This window comes from Bacteroides xylanisolvens XB1A (genome assembly GCF_000210075.1).
Lineage (GTDB): Bacteria > Bacteroidota > Bacteroidia > Bacteroidales > Bacteroidaceae > Bacteroides > Bacteroides xylanisolvens.
On record NC_021017.1, the window covers coordinates 1,516,043 to 1,541,981 of the forward strand.

General features: G+C 42.4%; 16 protein-coding genes and 1 pseudogene. 9 read left to right on the forward strand and 8 right to left on the reverse strand.

The window, feature by feature from the left end; genetic code table 11:
* Positions 1-17: 17 nt before the first annotated feature.
* The 4 genes from BXY_RS06265 to BXY_RS06280 form a co-directional block, all read right to left on the reverse strand.
* Positions 18-1,157 carry a PCMD domain-containing protein gene (locus BXY_RS06265; RefSeq protein ID WP_004317273.1) on the reverse strand — a complete coding sequence of 380 codons (1,140 nt, stop codon included), beginning with the start codon at positions 1,155-1,157 and terminating at the stop codon, positions 18-20.
* Positions 1,158-2,007: 850 nt separating this feature from the next.
* Positions 2,008-3,342, reverse strand: coding sequence for an NADP-specific glutamate dehydrogenase (locus tag BXY_RS06270; RefSeq protein WP_004317274.1), 1,335 nt, complete (start codon positions 3,340-3,342; stop codon positions 2,008-2,010).
* A 247-nt stretch (positions 3,343-3,589) separates the two neighbouring features.
* Entirely contained in the window at positions 3,590-3,766 is a 177-nt protein-coding gene (locus tag BXY_RS06275; RefSeq protein WP_004317275.1) for a hypothetical protein, read from the reverse strand.
* Positions 3,763-6,054 (reverse strand): NADP-dependent malic enzyme, encoded by a 2,292-nt coding sequence (locus tag BXY_RS06280; RefSeq protein ID WP_004317276.1) that lies wholly within the window; start codon positions 6,052-6,054, stop codon positions 3,763-3,765. Before BXY_RS06280 ends, BXY_RS06275 begins: the two co-directional genes overlap by 4 nt.
* 269 nt (positions 6,055-6,323) lie before the next feature.
* Between BXY_RS06280 and BXY_RS06285 the strand changes: the two genes are divergently transcribed.
* From BXY_RS06285 to BXY_RS06320, 8 genes are all read left to right on the forward strand, one after another.
* Positions 6,324-6,890, forward strand: a complete 567-nt coding sequence (locus tag BXY_RS06285; RefSeq protein WP_008997775.1) for an RNA polymerase sigma factor — start codon at positions 6,324-6,326, stop codon at positions 6,888-6,890.
* A gap of 97 nt (positions 6,891-6,987) precedes the next feature.
* Positions 6,988-7,983 (forward strand): FecR family protein, encoded by a 996-nt coding sequence (locus tag BXY_RS06290; protein WP_004317279.1) that lies wholly within the window; start codon positions 6,988-6,990, stop codon positions 7,981-7,983.
* 228 nt (positions 7,984-8,211) lie between these two features.
* A complete protein-coding gene (locus BXY_RS06295) occupies positions 8,212-11,454 on the forward strand; it encodes a TonB-dependent receptor (protein WP_208946774.1) in 3,243 nt (1,080 codons plus the stop codon).
* Positions 11,455-11,465: 11 nt separating this feature from the next.
* Positions 11,466-12,941, forward strand: a complete 1,476-nt coding sequence (locus tag BXY_RS06300; RefSeq protein ID WP_004317283.1) for a RagB/SusD family nutrient uptake outer membrane protein — start codon at positions 11,466-11,468, stop codon at positions 12,939-12,941.
* Between the two features lie 33 nt (positions 12,942-12,974).
* Entirely contained in the window at positions 12,975-14,357 is a 1,383-nt protein-coding gene (locus BXY_RS06305; RefSeq protein ID WP_015531476.1) for a DUF5016 domain-containing protein, read from the forward strand.
* A gap of 38 nt (positions 14,358-14,395) precedes the next feature.
* The gene (locus BXY_RS06310; protein WP_008641233.1) at positions 14,396-16,906 is read left to right on the forward strand and encodes a family 20 glycosylhydrolase; all 2,511 of its coding nucleotides are present in this window, start codon (positions 14,396-14,398) and stop codon (positions 16,904-16,906) included.
* Positions 16,907-16,927: 21 nt separating this feature from the next.
* Positions 16,928-18,556 (forward strand): beta-N-acetylhexosaminidase, encoded by a 1,629-nt coding sequence (locus BXY_RS06315; RefSeq protein WP_015531478.1) that lies wholly within the window; start codon positions 16,928-16,930, stop codon positions 18,554-18,556.
* Between the two features lie 21 nt (positions 18,557-18,577).
* Positions 18,578-19,693: an acyltransferase family protein gene (locus BXY_RS06320; protein WP_008641250.1), complete on the forward strand. Its 1,116-nt coding sequence runs from the start codon at positions 18,578-18,580 to the stop codon at positions 19,691-19,693.
* Positions 19,694-19,831: 138 nt separating this feature from the next.
* Here BXY_RS06320 and BXY_RS06325 read toward each other — a convergent pair whose 3' ends face one another.
* The 3 genes and pseudogenes from BXY_RS06325 to BXY_RS06335 all read right to left on the reverse strand — a co-directional run bounded on the left by BXY_RS06325 (position 19,832) and on the right by BXY_RS06335 (position 23,321).
* Positions 19,832-21,268 carry a calcineurin-like phosphoesterase C-terminal domain-containing protein gene (locus BXY_RS06325; RefSeq protein WP_009038713.1) on the reverse strand — a complete coding sequence of 479 codons (1,437 nt, stop codon included), beginning with the start codon at positions 21,266-21,268 and terminating at the stop codon, positions 19,832-19,834.
* Positions 21,269-21,271: 3 nt separating this feature from the next.
* Positions 21,272-21,454, reverse strand: a pseudogene (locus BXY_RS23780) (hypothetical protein); the annotation flags it as partial.
* A 157-nt stretch (positions 21,455-21,611) separates the two neighbouring features.
* On the reverse strand, positions 21,612-23,321 hold the full coding sequence (locus BXY_RS06335) for a hypothetical protein (protein ID WP_008641252.1): 1,710 nt from the start codon (positions 23,319-23,321) through the stop codon (positions 21,612-21,614).
* 481 nt (positions 23,322-23,802) lie between these two features.
* On the opposite strand from BXY_RS06335, the gene BXY_RS06340 reads away from it, so the two are divergent.
* Positions 23,803-24,885, forward strand: coding sequence for a PDDEXK nuclease domain-containing protein (locus tag BXY_RS06340; protein ID WP_008641253.1), 1,083 nt, complete (start codon positions 23,803-23,805; stop codon positions 24,883-24,885).
* 66 nt (positions 24,886-24,951) lie between these two features.
* On the opposite strand, the gene BXY_RS06345 is transcribed toward BXY_RS06340, so the two are convergent.
* Positions 24,952-25,800 (reverse strand): helix-turn-helix domain-containing protein, encoded by an 849-nt coding sequence (locus BXY_RS06345; RefSeq protein ID WP_009038711.1) that lies wholly within the window; start codon positions 25,798-25,800, stop codon positions 24,952-24,954.
* Positions 25,801-25,939 lie beyond the last annotated feature (139 nt).

The following is a 25,939-nucleotide window of genomic DNA, read 5'->3' on the forward strand; positions in this document are numbered from 1 at the left end:
ATTTTTCTGTTTTTAGGTTATTCTTCACAAACTAATTCTAGGTCATCTACATAAAGAGTGCTCCCTATTGCCCCTTTGAAACGATCTCCGTCTTTACTGGCAGAAAGTACGATGCTTATCTTATACTCTCCGCGTGATAAAGCTTCCATGTCTACTTCTTTTCCATATTTGTTGTAATCGAATGGTATGTTGAACTCGGTCCATTGATCAGTTTCTTTTCTTTCTTTTTCTGGAAGAAGTGCCAATGCTATCATGCGTGGATCTTTGAATTCATTGATGGCTAGATATCCGTCCATGGTACGAAGTGTTTCATCAGTTTTGTAAAAGATGCCATACACAATGAAATTGTCTTTTTGTTCTGGTATTTCGTTTGTACCATCCATATATGTGCTACCTGCCTTGTATTTGTAATATCCTTTTAGACGGAGCGGTTTTTTGTGGAATATTCTTCCGAAAGCGGTTGATTTTAAAGGATCGCTGACAGAAGAATTGAAATTGAATGTTCCGATGAAAAGATTTCCTGCTGCCAAGGGAGCGCCAACAAGGCTTCCTAATCCTCCGGTTGATTTAGTTACCAGTTTGGCACATTTACTGTTCTCAATTCCTCCGTCGGCTTGTGATGTGGGGTATTCTGTAGCAGGACTATTTCCGGATACTAGCATATATCCTTGATTGGCACTTGCCCATTCCATAAATTCACCTTTTGCTTTGTTCTCTTCATAGAAAATGTGGTATTTGCTGCTTTTGGAACTCAGTTTATCAAAATGAAACTGCTCGGGGATAATTTGCAAATCATCTGAAATACTGACGGAATAGGTGCGATGCCATTTACCATCGGCTGAGGTAACGGTATAACGTACGGGATGAGTGAAGTCTTGGATACTTCCACTTGCAGGTTCGATAGTGGCACCTTCTGTTAATACAAATTCTGGAGCCAATTGTGTAAGGGTAGCTTTGCTATTTACACTGATATAAAGGGGATAAGCATTTATGGATTCATCGTAAGGTTCGTAATAGTTTGTATTGTCATATTCGAATATTTCTTTGGGTAGAATACATTTTAAAATGTCTGCTTCGGTATTCGGTTCTTCGTTTTGTATGCATGCAGTACTCAACAAAGATAACAGGGTTGTGGCTAATACATTTGTAAATTTCATCTTATATATTATGAATTAGTAAATTATGAGGAGCAAAGATACGGATTTTGAATGAACTTCAGGTGATTTTTGATAAAAAACTCCCGCACTTCCTTTCGGAAGGAGAGGAAAGGAATGATTAAATATTCAATTAATAGGCTCAAGTTTCGTATCTTTTCATAGTATTTGGCTTGTATTTGGTTTTTTGAAGTAGATGAATCAACTGGGAGAAGTACAAGAGTTGAAGAAAATAGGTACTTGTACTGCTGTAATAAAGTACATGGAACAGATGGAAGAAGTACTTAAAATCTGCTTTTTCAGTACTAAAACGCTCCACTAAATATTTATTGTTTATTTCAAAGACATTCAAACCATAGATAATTCATTTGTAAGAATAGCGAATTTAACTGATATTGTAAATAAAGTTCTTAATTATTTTACTATATAACTGTGAAAAGATAAAGCGCTGTTATACAACAAGATGTGCCACCTGTTTTTTCCTTTAAAACAAATGCCCCGTTTCATTTAAAGGAACGGGGCGTTTCTCGGTGTGCATCGGGGCGTTCCTTTAAAAGGAACGGTGACCCGGTTTTTGCCTATGGACAAAATATAAATATATTTTCTTTTATTCATTCCGAATTTTGCTCATAACGCGGAAGAACACAATGAAGAAATAAGACTCAACTTCAACTAAGTAGCCAAATATGTGTTAAATCCCCAAGAATAATGACTGAGCCCATATTATACCCTTTTGGGTATAAATATAATGTAATTTTTCTGTTTTACACCCTTTAGGGTATAAAAACTCCCGCACTTCCTTTCGGAAGGCGGGAGCCTTTAAATAAACTATAGCTTATATATCTTTCGCTGATTATACGATACCTTGTGCCATCATTGCTTTAGCAACCTTCATGAATCCGGCTACGTTAGCACCCTTCACATAGTTTACGTATCCGTCGGCTTCTGTACCGTACTGAACGCAAGCTTCGTGGATATTCTTCATGATGCTCTTCAGTTTTTCGTCTACTTCTTCAGCGCTCCAGCTCAATTTGATAGAGTTTTGAGTCATTTCAAGACCTGATACTGACACACCACCGGCATTAGCAGCTTTACCCGGAGCGTAAAGGATCTTAGCATCCTGGAACACTTTGATAGCTTCCGGAGTAGAAGGCATGTTAGCTCCTTCAGATACGGCGATACAACCGTTTGCTACCAGTTGACGAGCGTGGTCGCCATTCAATTCATTTTGAGTAGCAGAAGGAAGAGCGATATCACATTTTTCACCCCAAGGTTTAGCTCCTTCTACATATTTGCAACCATATTTTTCTGCGTATTCACGGATACGACCACGGTACAGATTCTTCAGTTCCATGATGTAGTCCAGTTTTTCGCGGTCGATACCATCCGGATCGTAGATATAACCGTCAGAGTCAGAGCAAGTAACTACTTTACCACCCAGTTCGATTACTTTTTCGATTGTATATTGAGCAACGTTACCAGAACCGGAAACCAGACAAACTTTACCTTTCAGGTCAGTGCCTTTTGTTTTCAACATTTCCATCAGGAAGTAGATGTTACCATAACCGGTAGCTTCCGGACGAATCAGTGAACCACCGAATTCGCGGCCTTTACCTGTAAATGTTCCGGTAAATTCATGAGCCAGTTTTTTATACATACCGAACATGAAACCTACTTCACGGCCACCAACACCGATGTCACCGGCAGGAACGTCAGTTTCAGGACCGATGTGACGCCACAGTTCCAGCATGAATGCTTGTACGAAGCGCATTACTTCGGCATTTGACTTTCCACGAGGAGAGAAGTCGGAACCACCTTTACCACCACCCATCGGCAGCGTAGTCAGTGAGTTTTTGAATGTTTGTTCAAAGGCAAGGAACTTCAAGATAGAAAGGTTTACAGATGCATGGAAACGGATACCGCCTTTGTAAGGACCGATCGCGTTGTTGTGCTGAACACGGTAACCCATGTTGGTCTGAATATTACCTTTATCATCCATCCAAGTCACGCGGAACTGATATACTCTATCAGGAATACACAAACGTTCGATCAAGTTTACTTTATCAAACTCCGGGTGTTTGTTGTATTCTTCTTCAATAGTAGAAAGTACTTCTTCTACTGCTTGATGATACTCCGGTTCATTGGGAAATCTTCTTTTCAGATCGTCTAATACCTTTGCTGCATTCATAATCTTTTTTTCTTTAATTGGTTGATATAAAAATAATGTGCTAATTTGACAATTTGCTCATGTGCCGCTCGACTATGTGCTTTTCTGCCGTATAGCAATTTGCACACTTGTATATGGGTACATCGGATTTTTATTTCCGGTTGCAAAAGTAAAGATAAAAATTGAACTGGCAAACATTTTATAAAGAAAAATGCGATAAAACATCAAATTTGATATTTTATCGCATTAAAAATAGGAAAAAAGATATTTATTTGTTCTTTTTGATCGACTTATAAACAGGAATAAATACTAATGCTGCCGAAATGACAAGCATTACTATCGTCATCCCGTCAATTCGTTCGGCTTTTGTTAGAACTAAATAGCAAAGCGCCAACCAAAGCAGGCTGATGCAAACTATTTGTGATTTGGATAACGGGCGTTTCATTTCACTCCTCTTTTCTTTTTGTCAACAATGGCGTCGATCACGGCTACGGCTGTGATATTCACAATGTCACGGACAGAACTTTCGAAATCGGTGAAGTGGATAGGTTTGTTCAATCCCATCTGGATAGGGCCGATGAATTCTGTATCCGGGTCCATTGCCTGCAACAGTTTGTAACCGGCGTTTGCTGAACTTAGATTCGGGAAAATCAATGTATTTACGTCTTTACCTTTCAGGCGGGTAAACGGATATTTGGTATCACGCAATTCGCGGTTCATGGCAAAATTAACCTGCATTTCGCCGTCGATAGCCAATTCCGGATATTCTTCCTGCATATGAGCAACTGCTTCGTGCACTTTCACTGGGCTACCTGCGGTATCAGCGCCGAAGTTAGAGTATGACAACATAGAGATAACCGGTGTGTGATTGAAGAAACGAACTGTTTTATCGGACAGTTTGGCGATATCAATCAATGTTTCCGTATCGGGGTGGCGGTTAATCAATGTGTCTGCCAGGAAGTAAGTACCTTTCTTGGAGTTCAGGATATGCATGGTACCGAAGTGTTTGAAGCCCGGTTGGATGCCGATCACTTCTTTTGCCACTTTGATCGTATTGCTATATCTTGTATAAAGTCCGGTGATGAATGCGTCTGCATCTCCTGTTTCCACCATCATCATACCGAAGTAGTTGCGTTCGAACATCTTGTCGTTGGCTTCTTCGTAGGTAAATCCTTCGCGTGCACGTTTTTCTGCAAGGATGCGGGAGTAACGCTCGCGACGGTCTGATTCGTCCGGGTGACGAAGATTGACGATTTCAATACCTTCCAGACTAAGCTCCATTTCTTCTGCCAGTTTTCCGATAGCTTCGTCGTTTCCTAATAAGATAGGATGACAGATACCTTCGGCTTTTGCTTCAACGGCAGCTTTCAGCATATTCGGGTGGATACCTTCGGCAAATACGACACGTTGCGGTGAGCGGCGGGCAGTATCATACAGTTGGCGGGTCAGTTTGGATTCGTAGCCCATCAATTCGCGCAGGTGAACACAGTAAGCGTCCCAGTCTTTGATTTCTGTGCGAGCCACTCCGCTTTCCATAGCAGCTTTTGCCACTGCGCAGGAAACTTCGGTGATGAGGCGTGGATCTACCGGTTTCGGGATAAAGTATTCCGCACCGAAAGAAAGGTTGTTTACGTGGTAGGCTGCGTTGACTACATCAGGTACCGGTTGTTTTGCCAGGTTGGCAATAGCGTGTACGGCCGCAATCTTCATTTCTTCGTTGATTGCTTTAGCTTGAGTGTCCAAAGCACCACGGAAGATATATGGGAAACCGATTACATTATTAATCTGGTTCGGATAGTCGGAACGTCCGGTAGCCATCAGTACGTCAGGACGTGCTGCCATGGCATCTTCGTAAGAGATTTCCGGTGTCGGGTTGGCCAATGCGAATACGATGGGCATCGGAGCCATGCTGCGTACCATATCTTGACTCAACACATTTCCTTTTGACAGGCCGAGGAATACATCCGCGCCCTTGATTGCTTCTTCCAGTGTGTGGATATCTGTGCGGTCAGTTGCAAAATATCTTTTCTGTTCGTTCAGATCGGTACGTGTCTTGCTGATAACGCCTTTACTATCCAGCATGACAATATTTTCGAGGCGAGCGCCCAAAGATACATATAATTTAGTACAAGATACTGCGGATGCACCGGCACCGTTCACGACGATTTTCACATCCTCGATTTTCTTTCCTGCCACCTGCAAGGCATTTACCAAACCGGCGCTGGAGATAATAGCAGTACCGTGCTGGTCGTCGTGCATTACAGGAATGTCTAATTCTTCTTTCAGGCGACGTTCGATTTCAAAACATTCGGGCGCCTTGATGTCTTCCAGATTGATACCTCCAAAGGTAGGAGCGATTGCTTTCACTGCCGCAATGAATTTCTCCGGATCTTTCTCGTCTACTTCGATGTCGAAAACGTCGATACCGGCATAGATTTTGAAAAGCAGCCCTTTACCTTCCATTACAGGTTTGCCGCTTAATGCGCCTATATCGCCCAGTCCGAGTACGGCTGTACCGTTAGAAATAACAGCTACAAGATTTCCTTTAGCTGTATACTTGTATGCATCCTGCGGGTTCTTCTCAATTTCGAGACAAGGTTCTGCTACACCGGGGGAATATGCGAGTGATAAGTCGGTTTGTGTACTATAAGGTTTGGTAGGCACTACCTCAATCTTGCCGGGTTTGCCCTGGGAGTGATAGAGCAAAGCGGCTTCTTTCGTTATTTTAGCCATGGTATATATGTAATTTGTTAATAAGTTATCAATTGGCTGCAAATGTAGGAATAAAAGTTAGAAATTGTTGCTGTTGATTGGTAATTTCTATTAATTTTATAGCAAAATGGCTGAATTTATGATATGAGATACATAGGATATGCATTTATATCCTATTCTTTTTTAAAAGCTTAGATATTGATTTATTGAAATTTTAACAAGCGCTTTGGTTGTCGGCTTTAGTTATTTCGTTATTTTTGAGTCCATATATGATTTAACCTTATTTGATGATGATTACCACCCAACAACTTCAATTATTGAAGGAAGGAAATAAAAATGCTTTTGAAGCGTTGTATCGTGCATACAATGCTCGCATTTACAGTTTTGTCCTTTCTATGATAGGCGATGCCGGGGTGGCAAAGGATATTACACAGGATATCTTTCTCCAAATCTGGGAGAAACGGCTCAATATTGATTTGGAAGGTAATTTTGACGGTTATCTTTTTAAGATATCCCAAAATATGGTATACCATTACGTAAGGCGCGAACTCCTGCTTCAAAATTATGTGGATAAACTATCCAATGAATCGGCTGACGAATCCGTAGAGATAGATGAAGAGTTGGATTATTTATTTTTAGAAGAATATATCCTGAAACTTTTGGAAGAACTGCCTCCTGCCCGTCGGGAAGTTTTTATGCTCTACTGGAAATCCGGGCTGAACTATCGTGAGATAGCTGAACAGTTGGATATATCCGAAAAGACTGTTGCTACACAGGTACATCGTTCTTTGGATTTCCTGCGTGACAAACTGGGGACGATTGCCTTTTCTGTTTCTCTCTTCCTACACCATATTTAATGCTTAATGTTTAATAAAAGTTAATATCTAACTTGTCTTTATTTTCTTGTAGTCCTTTTCTGTCTCTCAAGGCTAGTATATATAGAACAGGAAAATTATGGAGCAACACGATTACATAGTACTATTGGAAAAATTCTTCAAGAAGGAGGCCTCTTCTGAAGAAAGAAGGATACTCATTGAATGGATTCGCAAACCGGGGATTCGTGATGAGTTTAATTCGCTTTGCGAGCAGATGTGGAAAGAAGCAGCTGTCGAAATAGATAAGACAGTGGAAGAAGAAATGTGGAATCATCTGCAGCGGAATTTGGATGAACCCAAAATTCTGTATCCGAAGAAGCGGCGTTGGCAACCTATTATATATAAGGTGGCGGCCACTATATTATTACCGGTTTGTTTGGGGCTGGCCACTTATTTCGGAGTAGGACATATAAATAAGGTATCGCAGGATCCTTTCATGGTTGCAGTAGATTACGGGCAGAAAGCGAACCTGACTTTACCTGATGGAACGAAAGTCTGGTTGAATTCGGCTACTCATCTTTCTTATGATGCGGAGTATAACAAATCCGACCGAAAGATTTATTTAGACGGAGAAGCCTATTTTGAGGTGGCAAAGAACAAAGACAAGCGCTTTATCGTCTGTTGCAATGATTTGGAGATAGAAGCGTTGGGAACAACCTTTGATGTGAAGGGATATGGCGACGATCTTTCCGTCACGACACTGCTGGCGGAAGGAAGTGTCAGGGTTTCTAATAAAACGAATACCACATTGTTGAAACCCGGAGAAAAGGTAGAGTATCATAAGAATAAGCAGACATTTACTAAATCGCCCATCTCGGATCTGCGTGAAATCGACTTTTGGCGGAACAATATGTTGATTTTTAATTCAGCGTCTTTGGCAGAGATCGCGACCACGTTGGAGCGGATGTACGGGGTGAAAGTCGTGTTTGACTCGGAGAAGCTGAAGAATGTGCCGTTTTCCGGAACCATCCGGAACAGCAGTTTGCATAATGTATTTTACATTATAAGCCTTACTTATCCTTTGACTTATAAGTTAGAAGGAGATACGGTGAAAATAGGAAGTAGTATTAACTAAAAAAGGACGATTTATGGAAGACACCTCATAATAAAACAAAGAGGGTAGAATTATGTAGCAGCATAATTCCACCCTGAAATTAAATACGGTTTATACATGATAGTAAAAAAGAAATTTTTCCTTATGCGGATAAGGGAAAGGGAATCCTTTTTGCATCACGATTTCACAAAGATAATAAAAAGTCTGATTTTCAGACTTATATTTTAAAGAATTTAAAGCTAATTACTAATGAGAAAACAATTACATATCATATTAAGGCTTGTTATGTTCTGTTATATCTTGTTGTTTGTGTCTCAAGAGGTAAGTGCGCAGATCACTTTCTCTGTAAAGAATCAGACAATACGCCAGACGATACGAGTAATTGAGAAGAAGGCTGATTACAGCTTCTTTTATACGGATAAGCTTCCCGGATTGGATCAAAAGATTTCATTGAAAGTGGACAATGAAAGTATCGATTCGGTTTTAGAAAAAGTTTTCAAAGGGTCACCTATTAGTTATAAGATAGAATCGGGCAAGCAAGTAGTGCTTACCCTGAAAACCGAACAAAACGCCTCCCAGAAAGGAGATAAGAAAACAATAACCGGTGTTGTAGCCGATCGGAGGGGGGAACCTTTGATTGGTGTTACCGTGAGAGTGGAAGGAGAGAATATTGGGACCGCTACTGACATCGACGGACGTTTCTCTTTGGAAGCTCCCATAGGGGCAAAAATCAGTTTCTCCTATATCGGTTACGTTTCCCAGTCTCATACGGTCAATAAACAGAACATCTATAATGTGTCTTTGAGCGAAGATTCGCAAGTGCTGGAAGAAGTTGTCGTGGTGGGATACGGTTCTATGAAACGGAAAGATATTACGACGGCAGTATCTGTGGTTTCTACGGCAGATATTGAAGAACGTCCGATCATGACAGCCGCACAAGCCATTCAGGGAAAAGCAGCCGGTATTCAAGTTGTGCAGCCATCGGGTATGCCGGGTTCCGGGGTGACCATCCGGGTGAGAGGTGCTACTTCCGTGCAGGCATCCAATGAGCCGTTGTATGTGGTAGATGGTTTGCCGTCGGATGATATTTCGAATATCAGTCCGAACGATATTGAAAGTATGCAAATCCTGAAAGATGCTTCATCAGCAGCTATTTATGGAGCACGTGCGGCAAACGGAGTGGTGTTGATTACGACCAAGAGGGGAAAGATCGGTGCACCGCAGGTGAAAATGAGTGCTTATGTGGGTTTTTCTAAATTAGGGAAGAAGATAGACGCCTTGAATACAGAGCAATATAAAGACTTGATGAAAGACTTGAAAGCAGTTTCGGATGTTGCTCCCAATATTCCTGAAAATGAAACACGCTATGTGGACTGGACTGATTTATTCTTCGGTACGGGTGTTAATCAGAACTATCAATTATCCGTGGCAAATGGAACCGAGAAATTACAATATTTTGTATCCGGAGGTTATTCCGATGAACAAGGTATTGTGGAGAAAGCACATTTCAACCGGTATAATTTCCGTGCGAATTTGGATAGTGAGCAGACAAAATGGTTAAAGATGGCACTCAACTTTGCGTATTCGCATACAGGAGGACAATGGGTGAACGAAAGCCGCAGTTCTTTGCGTGCCGGTTCCATCTTGTCCGTAGTGAATACTCCTCCGTTTATGCAGAAGTGGAACCCGTATGATCCGAACGAATACGACGAACAGGCTTATGGTGCACGTATTCTGAATCCGCTGGCTGCCAATGCTGCGGACAGCAACACGAATACAGATCATATTAATGGTTCGCTCGGCTTTACGGTTGATATATACAAAGGTCTGAAATTCAAAACAACTTTTGGCATTGAACTGACTAATGAACACTGGGATTATTATCTGGACCCGATTTCAACTTCGGACGGACGCGGTACAAAAGGACGTGTGGAAGAGAGTTTCTCACGAAACTTCGAATGGCTGTTTGAGAATTTGCTAACCTATGATTGTTCCTTCAACAAACATAACCTTTCCATCTTGGGAGGAGCCACCCAACAGCGTGCACAATATAACGCATCCTGGATGGCTGGTTTCGATCTGGCAGAGTCTTATCCCGATATTCATTCCATCAGTGCCGCCAATCAGTTGGATAAAGACGCTTGTGGTTCTTCCGCCTCCGCATGGACGCTGGCCTCTTTTTTAGGTCGTATAGCGTACAATTATGACAGCCGTTATTTGCTGACGGTCAACTTCCGTGCCGATGGTTCTTCCCGTTTTGCTCCGGGACACCGTTGGGGTACTTTTCCTTCTGTTTCGGCAGGTTGGAGAATTTCAAGCGAAAAGTTTATGCAACCTTTGCAAGACATCGTAACCGATTTGAAGCTACGTGCCGGATGGGGTATGAACGGTAACCAGGGCGGTTTTGGAAACTACGCTTACATGGCTTCCATGAGTGCTAGTAAACTGCCGGTTTCAGAAGGTAACTTATATCCAGGACTTGCCATCAGACCCGGTTCGGCAGCCAATAAAGAACTGACTTGGGAAAAAACAAGCCAGTGGAATCTGGGTCTCGACCTGACAATGTTTGATTCCCGTTTATCCTTCTCGGTGGACGCTTACTACAAAAAAACAACCGACTTACTACTGACAGTCAGCCTGCCGGAGAATGTAGTGCCAAGCAGTGTGACAAGAAACGATGGTGAAATGGTGAATAAAGGTATGGAGTTCACTGTCTCTTCCCAGAATTTGAAAGGCAACTTCCAGTGGAATACCGATTTCAATATCTCTTTCAACCGGAATAAGTTGACGAAGCTCGGCTTGAATAAAGTCTATTATTATGCTGAAATGTATGAATCCAAGGAGAAAGCTGTCATCCTGAAAGAAGGTCTTCCATTGGGAACATTCTTTGGATATATATCAGAAGGCGTCGATCCGGAAACTGGAAATATCATCTATCGTGACCTGAATGGTAACGGCTTTATCGATCCGGAAGATCGCACTACCTTGGGAAATGCCCAGCCTAAGTTCATATATGGTATGACGAATACATTCTCGTATGCCGGCTTCGACCTGTCTGTTTTCTTGCAGGGAAGTCAGGGCAATAAAATTTTTAATGCGTCACGCATCGATATGGAAGGTATGACCGACTTTAGAAACCAGTCGGTTCGTGTATTGGATCGTTGGAAACGACCGGGTATGATTACCAATGTCCCCCGCGTTGGTAATACAGAGAACAATCACAACTCCTCCCGTTTTGTAGAAGACGGATCTTATTTGCGCTTGAAAACAGTCACTTTGTCCTATAATTTCCCTAAGAAATGGTTGAATAAAATACATCTGTCCAGATTGCAGGCTTACGTCACCGGACAGAATCTTTTCACGTTGACAAAATACAAGGGATACGATCCTGAAGTAAATGCTTTTGGCGGCGACTCCGTTGCCCAAGGAGTGGACTATGGTACTTATCCTCAATCGAGGGCGGTAATTTTTGGTTTGAATGTTGAATTTTAATAGGTGCGAAAATGAAAAACATAATAAAGTTAGCTTATGTCGTACTCTGCGTCTTAGTCGTTTCATGCAGTAATTTTCTGGATGAGAAACCGCAATCGGATTTTATGCAGGAGGGTACCGGAACGGAAGATCAGGAGTCTAAATACGGAAGTCTGGCAGATGCGCAAGCCGAGTTGCAAGGTGCGTATGAAAGCTTTAAGGCAGATATATTCCAGTCGGAAAATTACACCATTGGAGATGTACAATCCGATAATTGCTATATTGGTGGAGACGGCGTGGCCGAACAAGAATTTGATTTGTTGAAGCTGACTTCTACCAATTATAAGGTAGAATTGGTCTGGTCACAGTATTATTCAATGGCTGGCACTGCAACCAGTGTGATTGAAAATACGAAAATGATGGATCCTGCCTCTACCGTAGCAGAAGAGCGTAATCGGGTCATCGCAGAAGCAAAATTCTTGCGGGCATGGGCCTATTTCGATATCGTCCGTTTATGGGGAGACGCTCCGATGGTGTTGGATTTGATTCCGACCATTACAGCCGAGAATCTGGATAAATGGTATCCGGTGATGTATCCTGAACGTTCTGTCGCAGATAAAATCTACGACCAGATACTGGATGATCTGAACGAAGAAAATACCATTCGTTACCTGGTAAGCAAAAATAAAGGAGTTTTCCAGGCCACCAAAGGCGCCGCTTATGCTTTGCGTGCCAAGGTGTTGGCAACCAGAGGAGAGAAATCAACACGCGACTATGCCAAAGTGGTTGAAGCTTGCGACAAAGTGATAGCAGAGGGTTATACGCTGGTCGGCAACTTTGATGAGTTGTGGCAACCTGACAAGAAATTCTCTTCCGAAAGTATCTTTGAAGTCTATTACACCTCTGATGCTCCCAACTGGGCTTATTGGGTGTTGCTGAAAGAAGACGACGGTTCGGTGACCTGGAGACGTTATTGTACGCCTACTCATGACTTGGTTGCTAAATTCGACAAGGAGAAAGATACCCGTTATGCATCCAGTATCCTTTGGAAATCGGTTCCTTATGACACCTATTGGCCGGCGGACAGTTATCCGTTGTCTTATAAAATTCGCGAGAAGACTTCCAACATTATTCTGATGCGATTGGCGGATATACTCCTGTTGAAAGCCGAAGCACTGGTAGAGTTAGACCGCACTCCGGAAGCGATTCGAATCGTGAACGGCATTAGAGAACGTGCGGGCTTTGCTCCCTCTTCTCTGGATGAGAATATGGGACAGGCTAGGGGCCGCTTGGCGGTAGAGAATGAACGTCAATTGGAGTTGTATATGGAAGGTCAGCGTTGGTTTGACCTGGTACGTAATAACCGTTTGCTGGAAGTGATGCAGAAACATAAAGACAAAGATGGCAGATTGCTGTTTGCAGGTTTGCAGGCTTTCCGGCAGTTGTGGCCGATTCCTCAAGGAGAGAAAGATAAAAACACCAATCTGACTCAAAATGAAGGTTATTAATGAAAAGAGGAACGTAAAATTTTAAAAGAAAAAATGATGAAACACAATAATCTGTTTTTATGGTTGCTGGGGCTAACCGTTTGCTGGCTGGCTTCATGTAGCGAAGAAGATGGTCGGGTGAAGTATCCATATTCATGTCCTGAACTATCAGGACTACAATTCTCGACTACCGATCAGACTCCTGCTGCCGATTCTCTTTATTTCTCTGTAAAAATCCACGATCCGGAGACTCCTTTGTCTACGCTGGAAGTGAAATTGATGGTGGGTGAAACCTTGGTAAGTTCGCAGTCGATTCGTACGAAAGGCACTGATGTGTCGATTGTTGAGAAAGGAATTTATATCCCGTTTGAGGCTGACTTGGAAGAGAATCAGGAGGCTAAAGTAGTATTGACTGCCATCAATGTGGAAGGTAGTGAAGTCACTCAAACGTTTGATTTCCATATCGTCCGTCCACAGATTCCGGAAGTGCTCTATCTTCACTATAACGGTGAGGTGGTAGAAATGACCCGGAGCGCAGAGAATCCTTATCTGTATCTGACGGAAGTTTCCGGCTCGGAAGAGGGCTATCCGATGGAGCTAACCGGAAAAATTTCCACTACGGAATCATTGGACGATGCGGAATTGATTTGGGGAGCTGCTGAAAAGAGTAATACAGCTGTCCTTATTGAAGCGTCGGGACCCAGCTTTGCCTTTGATTACCGGGATTGGTTTGTTGAACAGATCACTTTCGACGTGATGACTTTTAAACTGGGTGTCGTCGGTTTCCAGAAGAACCTGAAAATTAAAGAAACCGAGTTGATAGCCAGTGAAGGATTTTTCCGTGCCCAGATTAGTTTTACTCAAGGTGAAGAATTTGAAATGAGTGGATTTGAAGATGTGGAACATGCTTACAACCGCGACTTCTTTAGTTATAATCCGGACAATGGTAAGTTTACCTTCCTGCGCAAATCGGGAACTTGGGAAATATACTATTCTTCTAAATTCAATTATATTTGGGTTGCACGGATGAGTGATACCGCACCTACTTGTTTCTGGTTGGTAGGACACGGATTCACTTGTGCTCCTGTCTGGAACGAGGCTTACAATAGCGGAGGCTGGAATTTGGAAGATATATCACAGTTGGGATATATTGTGCCGATTGGTGAACAAAAATATCAAACTACTGTGTATTTGAGTAACACTCATGAATGGGAGTCTTTCGAAATCGAAATTTACAGCGATTTGCAATGGAATAAAGATAAAGGTATGGAGTTGCAAGCAGGTTCGTTGTCCGGTGATACGGATGGAATTGAAATATCGGCTTCCAATGGAATAACGAGTGGCGACGGCTTCGTACCTGGCTATTACCGTCTGACTTTCGATACTTCGCAGGGAGTAGGCAAAGAAATATTGCACATCGAACGATTGAGTGATTAATGTCTGAAAGAGTGATATATAGAAAAATAGGAAAGCCTATGAGAAATATACTATATATGATAGGGGGAAGTCTGTGTCTCCTGCTGTTCATGACTGGCTGTAAATCGGCTGACGGGGCGAAAGCCCCCGTGTCATTGACTTGGGAGATGGGAGCTGCCGAAGTGCAGCCCGGTTACTATGAGAACTCATTTATCCTGAAGAATATATCAGATGTTCCTTTGGGAAAGGACTGGATCATCTATTATTCGCAGTTGCCTCGTGAGATTCTTCAAGACGAATCTGCATCGGTCAAGGTAGAGGTCGTAAATGCGAACTTCTTCCGGATGTATCCGGCGGAAAACTTCCAGCCATTGGCACCGGGAGATTCGCTGATTGTGACGTTCTGTTGTACCAACGGACTGAAAAAACTGTCATATGCTCCCGAAGGTACTTACTGGGTGAGTCAGGCAGGCGGCAAGCAAGGTACTCCCTTGCCTGTCGAACTGACCATACAGCCGCTACAAGGAATGGAGACGGAAGACTGGTATCCCGCACCTGATAAGATATATGCTTCAAACTTGGCGTTAGAAACTACTGCCAAGTTGCAACAAACTGATATTTTCCCGTCAGTAAAGGAAGCGTTTCCGGCTATCGGTAAAGAAAACGTTATCATAGAAAATAAGGTGAGACTGACTTTTCATCCCGATTTTGCCAACGAAGCAGGATTGTTGAAAGAAAAATTGGAAACACTTTATGGGTTGGAAGTCATTTCCGAAGCACCGGTAACGGTTCATCTGGATTATTTGCCGCAACAGGAGACGGCTGCGAATGACGAATACTACCGGATGGACACAGGAAATAGTCTGATAAATATTTCAGCTCCTACGTCACACGGCATTTTCAATGGCACGCAAACCTTGCTCTCTCTCTTGAAAGGACAAGAGAAACCGTTCCGTTTGGAAGCTGTATCTATCCGTGACTATCCCGACTTGCCGTATCGCGGACAAATGCTGGATATTGCCAGAAACTTCACGACGGCAGACCAATTAAAGAAGCTGATAGACGCCATCTCTTCTTATAAACTGAACGTGCTGCATTTCCACTTTTCGGATGATGAAGGTTGGCGTCTTCAGATTCCCGGTTTGGAAGAACTAACCTCGGTCGGTGCACGTCGGGGACACACCACGGATGAACTGGAATGTTTGTATCCGGGCTACGATGGCAACTATGATCCGTCTGCGCCTACCTCCGGTAACGGATATTATACTCGTGAAGAGTTTATAGATTTATTGCGTTATGCAGCTCAAAGACATGTGCGTGTAATCCCGGAAATAGAGTCTCCGGGGCATGCACGGGCGGCAATAGTGTCCATGAAAGCACGTTATCATAAATATATAAACACCGATCCTGAAAAGGCTGTCGAATATTTGTTGAGTGACGCGCAAGATACTTCCCGCTATGTTTCCGCACAGTCTTATACGGATAACGTGATGAATGTGGCATTACCCTCCACGTATCGGTTTATGGAAAAAGTGATTCGTGAGCTGATGGCTATGTATGAAGAAGCGGAGGTACCTTTGACTACCATTCACTTGGGAGGCGATGAAGTGCCTGATGGAGCTTGGATGGGTTCACCTGTCTGCCGGGCGTTTATGGATGAACATGGAATGACGAGTGCGCATGAACTGTCCGAATACTACATCACGAAGATGGCAGACTATCTGCAACAATATCATGTGCAGTTCAGTGGCTGGCAGGAAGCTGCGTTGGGACATTCGGAGGCTACCGACCGCCATTTGAACAGGCTTGCGGCAGGAGTATATTGCTGGAATACAGTTCCCGAATGGGAAGCGGACGAAATACCTTATCAGGTAGCCAACAAAGGCTATCCGGTGATCCTCTGCAACGTGAACAACTTCTATCTGGATTTGGCCTATGATGCTCACCCCGATGAAAGAGGGCTCTCGTGGGCCGGATATGTGGATGAATCTAAAGGCTTTTCCATGCTTCCATATCACATCTATCGCTCTTCGCGTACTGATATGGCTGGCAATCCGGTCGATTTAGGTATTGCGGAAAGAGGAAAAACAGTTTTGACCGCATCCGGCAAGGAGCGTATCCAAGGAGTACAAGCGCAATTGTTTGCAGAAACGATCCGTGATTTCAAGTGGGTGGAATATTATACCTTTCCTAAAATCCTCGGACTGGTAGAACGCGGGTGGAATGCTTTTCCCGCTTGGAGTATGCTGGCAGGAGAGAAAGAACAGCAGGCTTTCAATAAAGCGCTGGCTTTGTTCTATTCGAAAGCGAGTGAGAAGGAAATGCCCCATTGGGCGTCCCGAAACATTAACTTCCGTTTGCCTCATCCCGGACTTTGCCTCAAAGAAGGCAAGCTCTATGCCAACACTCCCATCCGGGGAGGGGAGATACGCTATACGACCGATGGAGCGGAACCAACTCTTGATTCAGCGCTTTGGGAAGCTCCCATAGCCTGTGATGCTTCGGTTGTGAAAGCTAAACTGTTTTATTTAAACAAAGAAAGTGTGACAAGCACTCTCAAAGTAAATTAATCCACAAAAAGTAGATAAGTTATGAACTATGATAAGATAAAAAGAAGCGGTATATTATTCCTGTTGGGAATAGGTGCGATCACATCGTTGTCGTGCAATGACAATGATAATGGAGGGTATCCGGAACGGGTACCGACCCGCCTGTCGGTAATGCCTTTGCCGGAAAGAGTTGATTATAAAGAATCGGTGGTCACTCTTCCGCAGAATGTGACTGTTAGCCAGAATATTCCGGCTTCTACGTCACAACTGTTGAAATCCACGCTGGAAGAGAAACTGTCTCTTTCCGCGAGTGACGCTTCCAACGATCATGCCTTTATCCGGGTGAAACAAGAATCTGATCTGGCCAAAGAAGCCTATCGTCTGACCGTAACCAAAGAGGGGGCCTGCATCTATTATTCGACGGAAACCGGACTTCTTTGGGGAATCCAGACGTTGAGGCAAGCACTCGAACAAGCTAATTTCTTCACTTCGGGAAACTCGAAATATCTTCCGATGGTAGATATAAAGGATGCTCCCAAATACGACTGGCGCGGATTCCATATCGATGTGGTACGGCACATGTTTACGGTTGATTATCTGAAAAAGGTGATAGACCGTCTGTCTTTCTACAAGATAAACAAGCTCCACTTGCATTTGACCGACGATCAGGGCTGGCGCATCGAAGTGAAAAAATATCCTTTACTGACGCAGGAGGGAAGCTGGCGTGACTTCGACGAGTATGACAAGAGATGCGTAGAGCTTTCCCAACAAGATTATAACTACGAGATAGATCCTCGTTTTGTGAGAAATGGTTCGCAATATGGTGGTCATTATACACAAGAAGAGATGAAAGGCTTGGTGAGTTACGCATTGGAAAGAGGTATTGATATTGTTCCCGAAATAGATATGCCAGGGCATTTCTCGGCGGCTATCAAAGTGTATCCCGAACTGTCGTGTACGGGAGAAGCTGGTTGGGGAGAAGAATTTTCTTATCCTATTTGCCCTTCCCGGCCGGAAAACTATCAGTTTGTGCAATCTATCATTGATGAAATGGTCGAAATCTTTCCTTCGGAATATTTCCATATAGGAGCTGACGAGGTGGAAAAGGATAACTGGGAGCAGTGTGAAGTCTGTCAGCAGTTGATGCAACAGGAAGGTTATCAGAAAGTGGATGAATTGCAAAACCGCTTTGTGAAGATAATGACGAACTATGTGAAGGGTAAAGGTAAGAAAGTGATGGGATGGGACGATGCTTTTCTTGAGAAAGATCCACAAGACCTGATCTATACCTATTGGCGTGACTGGCTGCCCGACCAGCCGGGAAAGATTACCCAGAAAGGTTATCCGATTGTATTTATGGAGTGGTCTCGTTTCTATTTGAGCGCAACGCCTTCGGACGAAGGATTAAGCTCTTTGTATAACTTCGAGTTCGAACCCCAGTTTCCTAGTATTGTGAAGCAGAATGTATTAGGCTTCCAAGCCTGTGTCTGGACGGAAATGATTCCCAATGAGCGGAAGTTCGGTCAGCATGTTTTCCCTTCTCTTCAGGCCTTTTCAGAATTGGCGTGGGGAAGTGACCGCAACTGGATTGATTTCACCAATCGCCTGAAATGGCATATTAAATGGTTGAATGAGAATGGATTTTACTTCACCAAACCGGGATTTATTTAATCCCGGTGTCATCAGAACGATATGAAATCAGAACGTTTACTTTCATTAGACGTGCTTCGGGGAATCACCATTGTCGGAATGATTTTGGTGAACAACCCCGGGACGTGGGAGTCTGTTTATGCGCCCTTGCGGCATGCCGAATGGAACGGACTGACACCGACAGACCTGGTCTTCCCATTCTTTATGTTTATCATGGGTGTTTCTATGAGCTTTGCTTTATCCAGGTTCGATCATCACTTCAGCCGTAGTTTTATCACCAAACTGGTGCGGCGCACAGTGATTTTATTCTTGTTGGGACTTTTCCTTTCCTGGTTTTCGTTGGTGTGTGCGGGGGTGGAACAGCCTTTCTCACAGATACGTATTCTAGGTGTGTTGCAACGGCTGGCGTTAGCTTACTTCTTTGGTTCCTTGTTGATTATGAGTGTCCGGCGTCCGGCAAATCTGGCATGGATCTCCGCGATTATTCTGATAGGCTATATTGTCTTGTTGGCTTTGGGGAACGGCTTTGAACTATCCGAGCAGAATATTATTGCCGTTACAGACCGAACATTGTTCGGAGAAACTCATCTGTATCGGGAGTGGTTGCCGGACGGCGGACGTATCTTTTTCGATCCGGAAGGGCTGTTAAGTACCTTGCCGTGTATTGCGCAAGTGATAATAGGTTATTTCTGCGGAAATATCTTGCGGGAGAAGACAGAAATTCATCACCGGTTGTTACAGATATCCATACTTGGTATTGTTCTTTTATTTGCCGGATGGTTGCTTAGTTACGGTTGCCCGTTGAATAAAAAAGTATGGAGTCCGACTTTTGTCTTGGTAACCTGTGGTTTTGCTTCTTTATTTCTTGTGCTTCTCACCTGGCTTATTGATATTCGTAAAAAACAGAAATGGGCGTATCCTTTCCATGTTTTTGGCACGAATCCGTTGTTCATCTATGTGGTGGCCGGCGTGTTGGCTACTCTACTCGAGGTTATCACAGTTAGTGGAATTAGTCTGCAAGGGAAGGTTTATACCTCCATCCTGCTTATTCTTCCCGACGCTTATTTGGCCTCTCTGATTTACGGTCTTCTGTTTATCGGATTCAATTATTTGATTGTGTGGGGCTTGTACAAAAAACGGATCTTTATAAAGATATAAAAAGACAGGTCTGAAAAAAGGATAGTTTACACCGATTCTTTTCGAAAGTTGGTTTTCGTAATGAATCGGTATAAACTCTATTCATACTACTGAATTTTCACAAATTATTCGGGGGAACCATAAATAGACTGGAAGAACCTACAATTTCACCTCTTTCGTGAATATTTCTCCGAAACGATTCTTAACCACCACTTTGACAGACTTCGTACCTTTCGCAGGCTGTGCCCGGAAAAGATGCCGTGTATGATAGCCGGTTTTCTTTCCTTTCACCATGTTGATATAATCCTGATCTTCATCATCAAAAGCCTGCATGGCACCTTTCAATACTCCGTCTTCGTACCAGTTTATTGTATACGTTCTGTCCCAATCCCAGATGTTGGCTACCACATAGTCTTTCTGGCTTTCAAATTCTCCCGGCTTGTGGAGCCGGAACTGATAATCGGGAGAACAGCCTGTCGCTTTGTAACGCCATTTCACATCGTCACCTTTCACTTCTACCACCAGATAACCGTTCGGCGCTCCGCAACGGTTCACGTGTCCTGCCCACCATGCACCGCAGGCAGCTCCGATATTATGTTCATAAATAGTAGGCGCAGGTTGCTGATTCTCATAGAAATGTGTGTGTCCCGAGAAAATATGAACCTGATACGGTCTTAATAGTTGGAAAAGCGCGTTGGCGTTGCGTGCATTTCCACCGGCCGATACCGTGTTGTTGGCTACCGGAGCGTGTACGTTCAGGAATATGGTGCTTCCTTCGGGCACATAACTTAAATCTTTTCTCAACCAGTCCAGATCTTCCGGTGTGAATCGTTCCGTGTATTTCTTATTACCATCGTAGTCGATGTCTTTCATTGCGATTACATGGATTTTTCCAATGTTGAATGAATAGTTGGCCGGACCGAACGACTGGTAATAATTCTGTTCCCCATATCCGTCTGCCGGATGATCCGTCTGTGTCATGGATTTGTAGAGCAGGTTGAAATCATGGTTTCCCATTAGTTGGAACATTGTGATACCTAAATTAGAGACGGCTTGCCGGTAAGGAGCATATAAGTTCATGGCATCCCACACAAGGTCGCCCAGTCCCATACCAACGATTTCGAAGTTCTTTAGCGAGTCGGCAGTCTGTTTCAGGTCGGGCACTGTTTCTGTGCGGAAGCGGTTCAGTTGTTTCTCGTTCCTCACTTGCGGATCGGAAATGGCGATATATACAAATTCATCCGCCGGCTTCTGCCGTTTGGTCAGAACGAAGTTGCACTGATTCTCGCTTTTCTTCGCATCCAAATATTGATAGAAGCCGTCGGCTACACCCTCTTTGGAAGGAAGCTCATAGTCTGCCGGAGTAGAGATGTAAACCATCGGATAACGTGCCGGATCGGTGTTCAAAACATAGTTTCCTTGCGCGTCGGTTGTTTTAAAATGCGCACCGTCAGTTACTACTACACCGCTGACAGGCTTACCTGTGTTATCTTTCACACTGCCTTTCACAACAGTCTGACCAAAAGCGGCAACAACATTTAGCTGGAGACATAAGATTGCCGCAAACAGCATATTTCTATTACATACTTTTTTCATTGCTTATAACTTTCTTAGAGTGACTTGATTGAATAATGCGATAATCTCTTCCGGTTCGTCTGCCGACTTTACAGCCTCTTCGAAAGACTTGCTGTTATCGTCGAAACACATCACATTGGCACAATCCAGAATGTGTGCCATGTTGGATGTAGCAACTTCCCGGCTCACTTCTTCCTTTTTCAGTGCTGATGTAGTCGTTGAAGTGTTCTTTGATAACCGCTGGGTAGACCGATGTAATTTTCGTCCTGTTGTGTAGGGTGACTTGCAACATATACACTAGGAAGCAAAACGTGTTTCATCCTTTCAACAAGTGGGCAAAGAACTCGGAACTTATTTCATGTTTTTATTTTTTAGGTTTTAAAATTAGATGATAATCTTTTTCTAAATTATAATCGTTGTAATTAGGCTTTAAATAATTAGGCATTGACTCCAACTCTTCAGAAGTGCGATTTTCCTTTAATTTGAATGTTTTTATTATATGAGAAACTGGCGCACCATTTTTAGGTTGTATTTTGATGGAAAAACGTACACAAACATCTCCGGCATATTTATTAAAATTAGCCCAATCTGTATTCCAGTGATCTGTATAAACTCCCTCTTCCCAATAAGTATATTTTTCATTATTATACGATGTCTTTAAAGATCTACATAAAACCTCTTTGTTATAATATAAAACGATTTCTTGATTTGTTACATGTATATCGGCAATGGCCTTTACTTCTGGATTAAATTCTAAGTAAGGTGAATAATCTTTACTTGTATCAAAGACAATGCGATGAACTTCATTGATATAATCACCATATTCTGGATCAACTCCTTGATATTCATAGTATTGTTCGTGAGATTTTATTTCTGGCTTTCCTTTAAAATTCACGACTCCCAGTATTTTATTATATAATGGAACATAACCTGTTGCATTTATAACATTTTCTGTTCCTGGTAACCAAAATGAAATTGGCATTGAAGGAAATGCTCCGCTATTTGTGCTTGTACCTGACAAGGAAATTGTAGTCATCAATTGATAATTTACCGGAGGATTTATTCCTTTATTGCTGCTTCCACCCACAATTCCACTAACAAATCCAACTATAAGTCCTGGCAGACCAGACGTAGATCCCTTTAATGCAGAACTCACTCCATTATATAACGCATTAAAAATCCCATTTTTTAGCCCTAACTTATTATTTGATTGTCCATCTTTAGCATCGGATATTTTGTTCCTCTCTAAAGAATTTAGTCCAATTCCAGCCAAAATTCCAGTCCCTATTGATTTTAATTCATCAGATTGTAATATGTTTCCCATTTTATTTGAATGATCTACTGCTCCTTGACCTAGAATGGCATCAAGCTTTCCTTCCATTTTTCCATCTAAGTATATTTTAGAAACACTATAGTAATTCAAAAACCAATTAAATCGTATTTCATTATAAGGAATAGAAGAAAGATTTTGATCATATGCCAATTCATATTCCATCATATACCATCTGTTAGTAGCTAATGGCATTGAACCATCAATAGGGGCGGGCTGTAGTTGTACGTAGCTTTTCTGATCTTTTGCCACTGCATCTAGGACTGGCTGTCCTAAAAAATTTAAAATAGATGTTTCCTTGGCAGAAATAACAGAAATACCATTTTGTATATACGAAGAAGTTGCTACGAAAGGTGTTGTTATATATAAATATATTCTCATTGTACCTCGATACTTATTATACAATACAAAGAAAGGATTATTTACTATACTAGAAGCCTCTGAACTGAAAGCGTTGTAAAGCATCTCCCACCCATCAAAAGATTTGTAATCATTAAGTATATCTGTTTCATAAAATGAAGACAAACTCCCTGCTCCAATCCAAGGAACCGGTATTCGTGCATATCCTGCAGGAGTTGGCATCCAATCGGCATTTTCCCAATCGAAGTCAGGCGTTACCACTGAACGAGTTATTAATGAAGGGGCCAGATTCCAGTCAGTTTTACTGTCATCAGAACATGAAGTCATCGTCAGGCAATATCCTAACACTAAGAATAATAATCGAAATAATTTTTTCGTGTCCATAATTTTGATATTTTAATGATACATAAATAGTATTATCCTCTATTAGATAATATGAAATTAAAACAATTGCTCTTTTTGTCTTTTAATCATGCTACAAAGTAAGATTTTTTTTATTTCAATAGGATTACATCCTCATTAAAACAATAGTTCGTTAAGTATTCATTTAATCTTTATGTGGTAATAATTACAAACTTTTGTTTTTTATTCTTAGACCAAGCGAGAATGGTGTTCCTGCGGAAATCTTTCGTGACTACTGGAGTAACGTCCAACTGGATAAATATAAGTTTGCATTCGTGACAAAGTGGTGGTATGACGGAAAAGGCAGGCAAATTTATCGGATAGTGCATCCGTAATGCTTCAATTATCATTATATTTGCCACTCTATTATCAAGGAAGGTCTCTTTGCTTTGGGGCAATCGGCTGAATGATGCTTGGATAGGAATAACCTATAGTGTCTTTAATCTAAAACGAAAAATAATAAATGGAAATTCAAAATAGTATATTTAACTACGCTACTTTGCTTAAACAAGTCAAAGCACGGGTGGCACTCGCACAGAAAAAAGCGATTTATTCCGCTAATGAAGAAATGCTTTCTATGTATTGGGACATCGGCAAACTTCTTTGTGAAAGCCAGAAACAGATAGGATGGGGGAACAATGCACTTGAACAGCTTGCCAATGACCTGAAGAATGATTATCCGAAAGTGAAGGGCTTTTCCCCACGAAATTGCAGGTGTATGATTCAGTTTCATAAAGAATATAATCAAGAGCTTACAATTTGGCAACCAGTGGTTGCCAAATTAGAAATGTCAAATTGTGTTCTTCCGATAAAACAGTTAAGCTGGTCACACAACATCACTTTAATACAACGGGTAAAAGACCTGAAAGCCCGCTATTGGTACATGATTCAATGTTTGAAGAGTGGATGGAGTCGTAATTTCTTAATTGAAGCTATCAATCAGGACTACTACCATACTTACGGAGCATTGGCAAACAACTTCGATTCCACTCTCCCGGAAATACAAGCCAAGCAGGTAAAAGAAACCTTAAAAGACCCCTATATTTTTGATATGCTGACTTTCACTGACGAATATAACGAAAGAGATGTAGAGTTAGGGTTGGTTAAGCATATTGAAAAGTTCCTTCTCGAAATGGGAGCAGGCTTCGCCTTCATGGGCAGACAGTATCATATTGAAGTGTCCGGCAATGATTTCTATATTGACATCTTGATGTATAATGTGTTTATGCACAGGTATTTAGTCGTGGAGTTGAAAAAGGGTGACTTCCAACCCGAATATATCGGTAAACTGAATTTCTATTGTTCTGCAGTAGATGATATTCTTTGCCGGGAAGGTGATAATCAGACGATTGGTTTGCTTCTTTGTCAGAACAAAGATCGCATCATGGCTGAATATGCTTTACGTGATGTGCACAAACCAATAGGTATTTCCGATTATGAGTTAGGTAAATCAATCCCTCACGATATAAAATCCGGACTGCCTTCCATCGAAGAACTGGAAAGCAAACTTTATCAGGGATTACAGGACAATGAAAGTGCAGAATAATTTAGGCGGAGTGGTGTATAGGTGGAAAAAATACACCATGCTCGCCCGTCTGTGCTATTTTGGTTATTAGATAGAATATTTGCTCTGATACTCCTTCGGCGACATCCCTTCATGCCGTTTGAAATACCTGCCTAGATACGACTGGTCGGGAAAACCGAGCCGGTCGGCTATTTCCTGAATCGTCAGTTCGGTGGATTGAAGCAGCACTTTTATCTCCAGGATGGAGAAGTCATCAATAAGCTTTTTGGCAGCTTCACCCGTCACGCTTTTGCAGATACCTGTCAGGTATTTGGTGGAGATACAGAGCTTGTTGGCGTAGAAGGTTACTTCCCTTTCAGCGATGCAGTTTTCGTGCACCAGTGCGATGAATTTCTTGAAGATTTCATCCTGCCGACTTCCTCCTTCTATTTCCTGCCGGTCGAAGTAGCGGTAACACTTGTCATAGATATCCAACATAAACGACTGGAGGTGATTTTTAGCAATTTGGTTGCGGAAACGATTTTCGCGGTCGTTGTATATAGCGGTCGTGGCACGTATTAACCCATTGATAGCTCCGGTATTTTCTTCCGGAAGTACGTAACACGGCTTTTCTTTGATAAACCGGAAGAAGATCGGCTCGAAACGCAGGCAGGCTTCACGAAACATTTCTTTGGGGAATCCGAAGAAAGAAGCTGTGAAATCACTGCTGCTGCCGTTGACGCGGATAATCGTTCCCGGCAAGAGCACGATTTGAGTATTTTCGACAATTTCATAGTCTTTCAAGTCGATCGTGACGTGTGCCCATCCGCTACGGCAAAAATAGATGGCACCCCCTTCCAGTTTCCATAGGCGTTGCATAATTGGAGACAGGTTTTCGTCCATTCCGGCTACGAACGGTTCACGAAATATGGCTAGGCTAGAGTTTTTTGATTCCATTGTTATTCTTATTTTGGGTACAAAAATAGCACTTTTTCACTAAATATCGGTTTTGATGTTCCTAAAATGAACAAAACTGAAGATACTAAGTCCAGTTTTCAATGAAGAAAACAGTCTACCTTTGCCGCGTTTAAAAATA

What these genes read in the sequence shown, in the direction of transcription:
- BXY_RS06300 (WP_004317283.1), top strand. Translation starts at nt 11,466, where the DNA reads ATGAAAAACATAATAAAGTTAGCTTATGTCGTACTCTGCGTCTTAGTC.
- BXY_RS06320 (WP_008641250.1), top strand. Translation starts at nt 18,578, where the DNA reads ATGAAATCAGAACGTTTACTTTCATTAGACGTGCTTCGGGGAATCACC.
- BXY_RS06325 (WP_009038713.1), bottom strand. Translation starts at nt 21,268, where the DNA reads ATGAAAAAAGTATGTAATAGAAATATGCTGTTTGCGGCAATCTTATGT.
- BXY_RS06310 (WP_008641233.1), top strand. Translation starts at nt 14,396, where the DNA reads ATGAGAAATATACTATATATGATAGGGGGAAGTCTGTGTCTCCTGCTG.
- BXY_RS06280 (WP_004317276.1), bottom strand. Translation starts at nt 6,054, where the DNA reads ATGGCTAAAATAACGAAAGAAGCCGCTTTGCTCTATCACTCCCAGGGC.
- BXY_RS06270 (WP_004317274.1), bottom strand. Translation starts at nt 3,342, where the DNA reads ATGAATGCAGCAAAGGTATTAGACGATCTGAAAAGAAGATTTCCCAAT.
- BXY_RS06265 (WP_004317273.1), bottom strand. Translation starts at nt 1,157, where the DNA reads ATGAAATTTACAAATGTATTAGCCACAACCCTGTTATCTTTGTTGAGT.
- BXY_RS06345 (WP_009038711.1), bottom strand. Translation starts at nt 25,800, where the DNA reads ATGGAATCAAAAAACTCTAGCCTAGCCATATTTCGTGAACCGTTCGTA.
- BXY_RS06295 (WP_208946774.1), top strand. Translation starts at nt 8,212, where the DNA reads ATGAGAAAACAATTACATATCATATTAAGGCTTGTTATGTTCTGTTAT.
- BXY_RS06290 (WP_004317279.1), top strand. Translation starts at nt 6,988, where the DNA reads ATGGAGCAACACGATTACATAGTACTATTGGAAAAATTCTTCAAGAAG.
- BXY_RS06340 (WP_008641253.1), top strand. Translation starts at nt 23,803, where the DNA reads ATGGAAATTCAAAATAGTATATTTAACTACGCTACTTTGCTTAAACAA.
- BXY_RS06335 (WP_008641252.1), bottom strand. Translation starts at nt 23,321, where the DNA reads ATGGACACGAAAAAATTATTTCGATTATTATTCTTAGTGTTAGGATAT.
- BXY_RS06275 (WP_004317275.1), bottom strand. Translation starts at nt 3,766, where the DNA reads ATGAAACGCCCGTTATCCAAATCACAAATAGTTTGCATCAGCCTGCTT.
- BXY_RS06305 (WP_015531476.1), top strand. Translation starts at nt 12,975, where the DNA reads ATGATGAAACACAATAATCTGTTTTTATGGTTGCTGGGGCTAACCGTT.
- BXY_RS06285 (WP_008997775.1), top strand. Translation starts at nt 6,324, where the DNA reads ATGATTACCACCCAACAACTTCAATTATTGAAGGAAGGAAATAAAAAT.
- BXY_RS06315 (WP_015531478.1), top strand. Translation starts at nt 16,928, where the DNA reads ATGAACTATGATAAGATAAAAAGAAGCGGTATATTATTCCTGTTGGGA.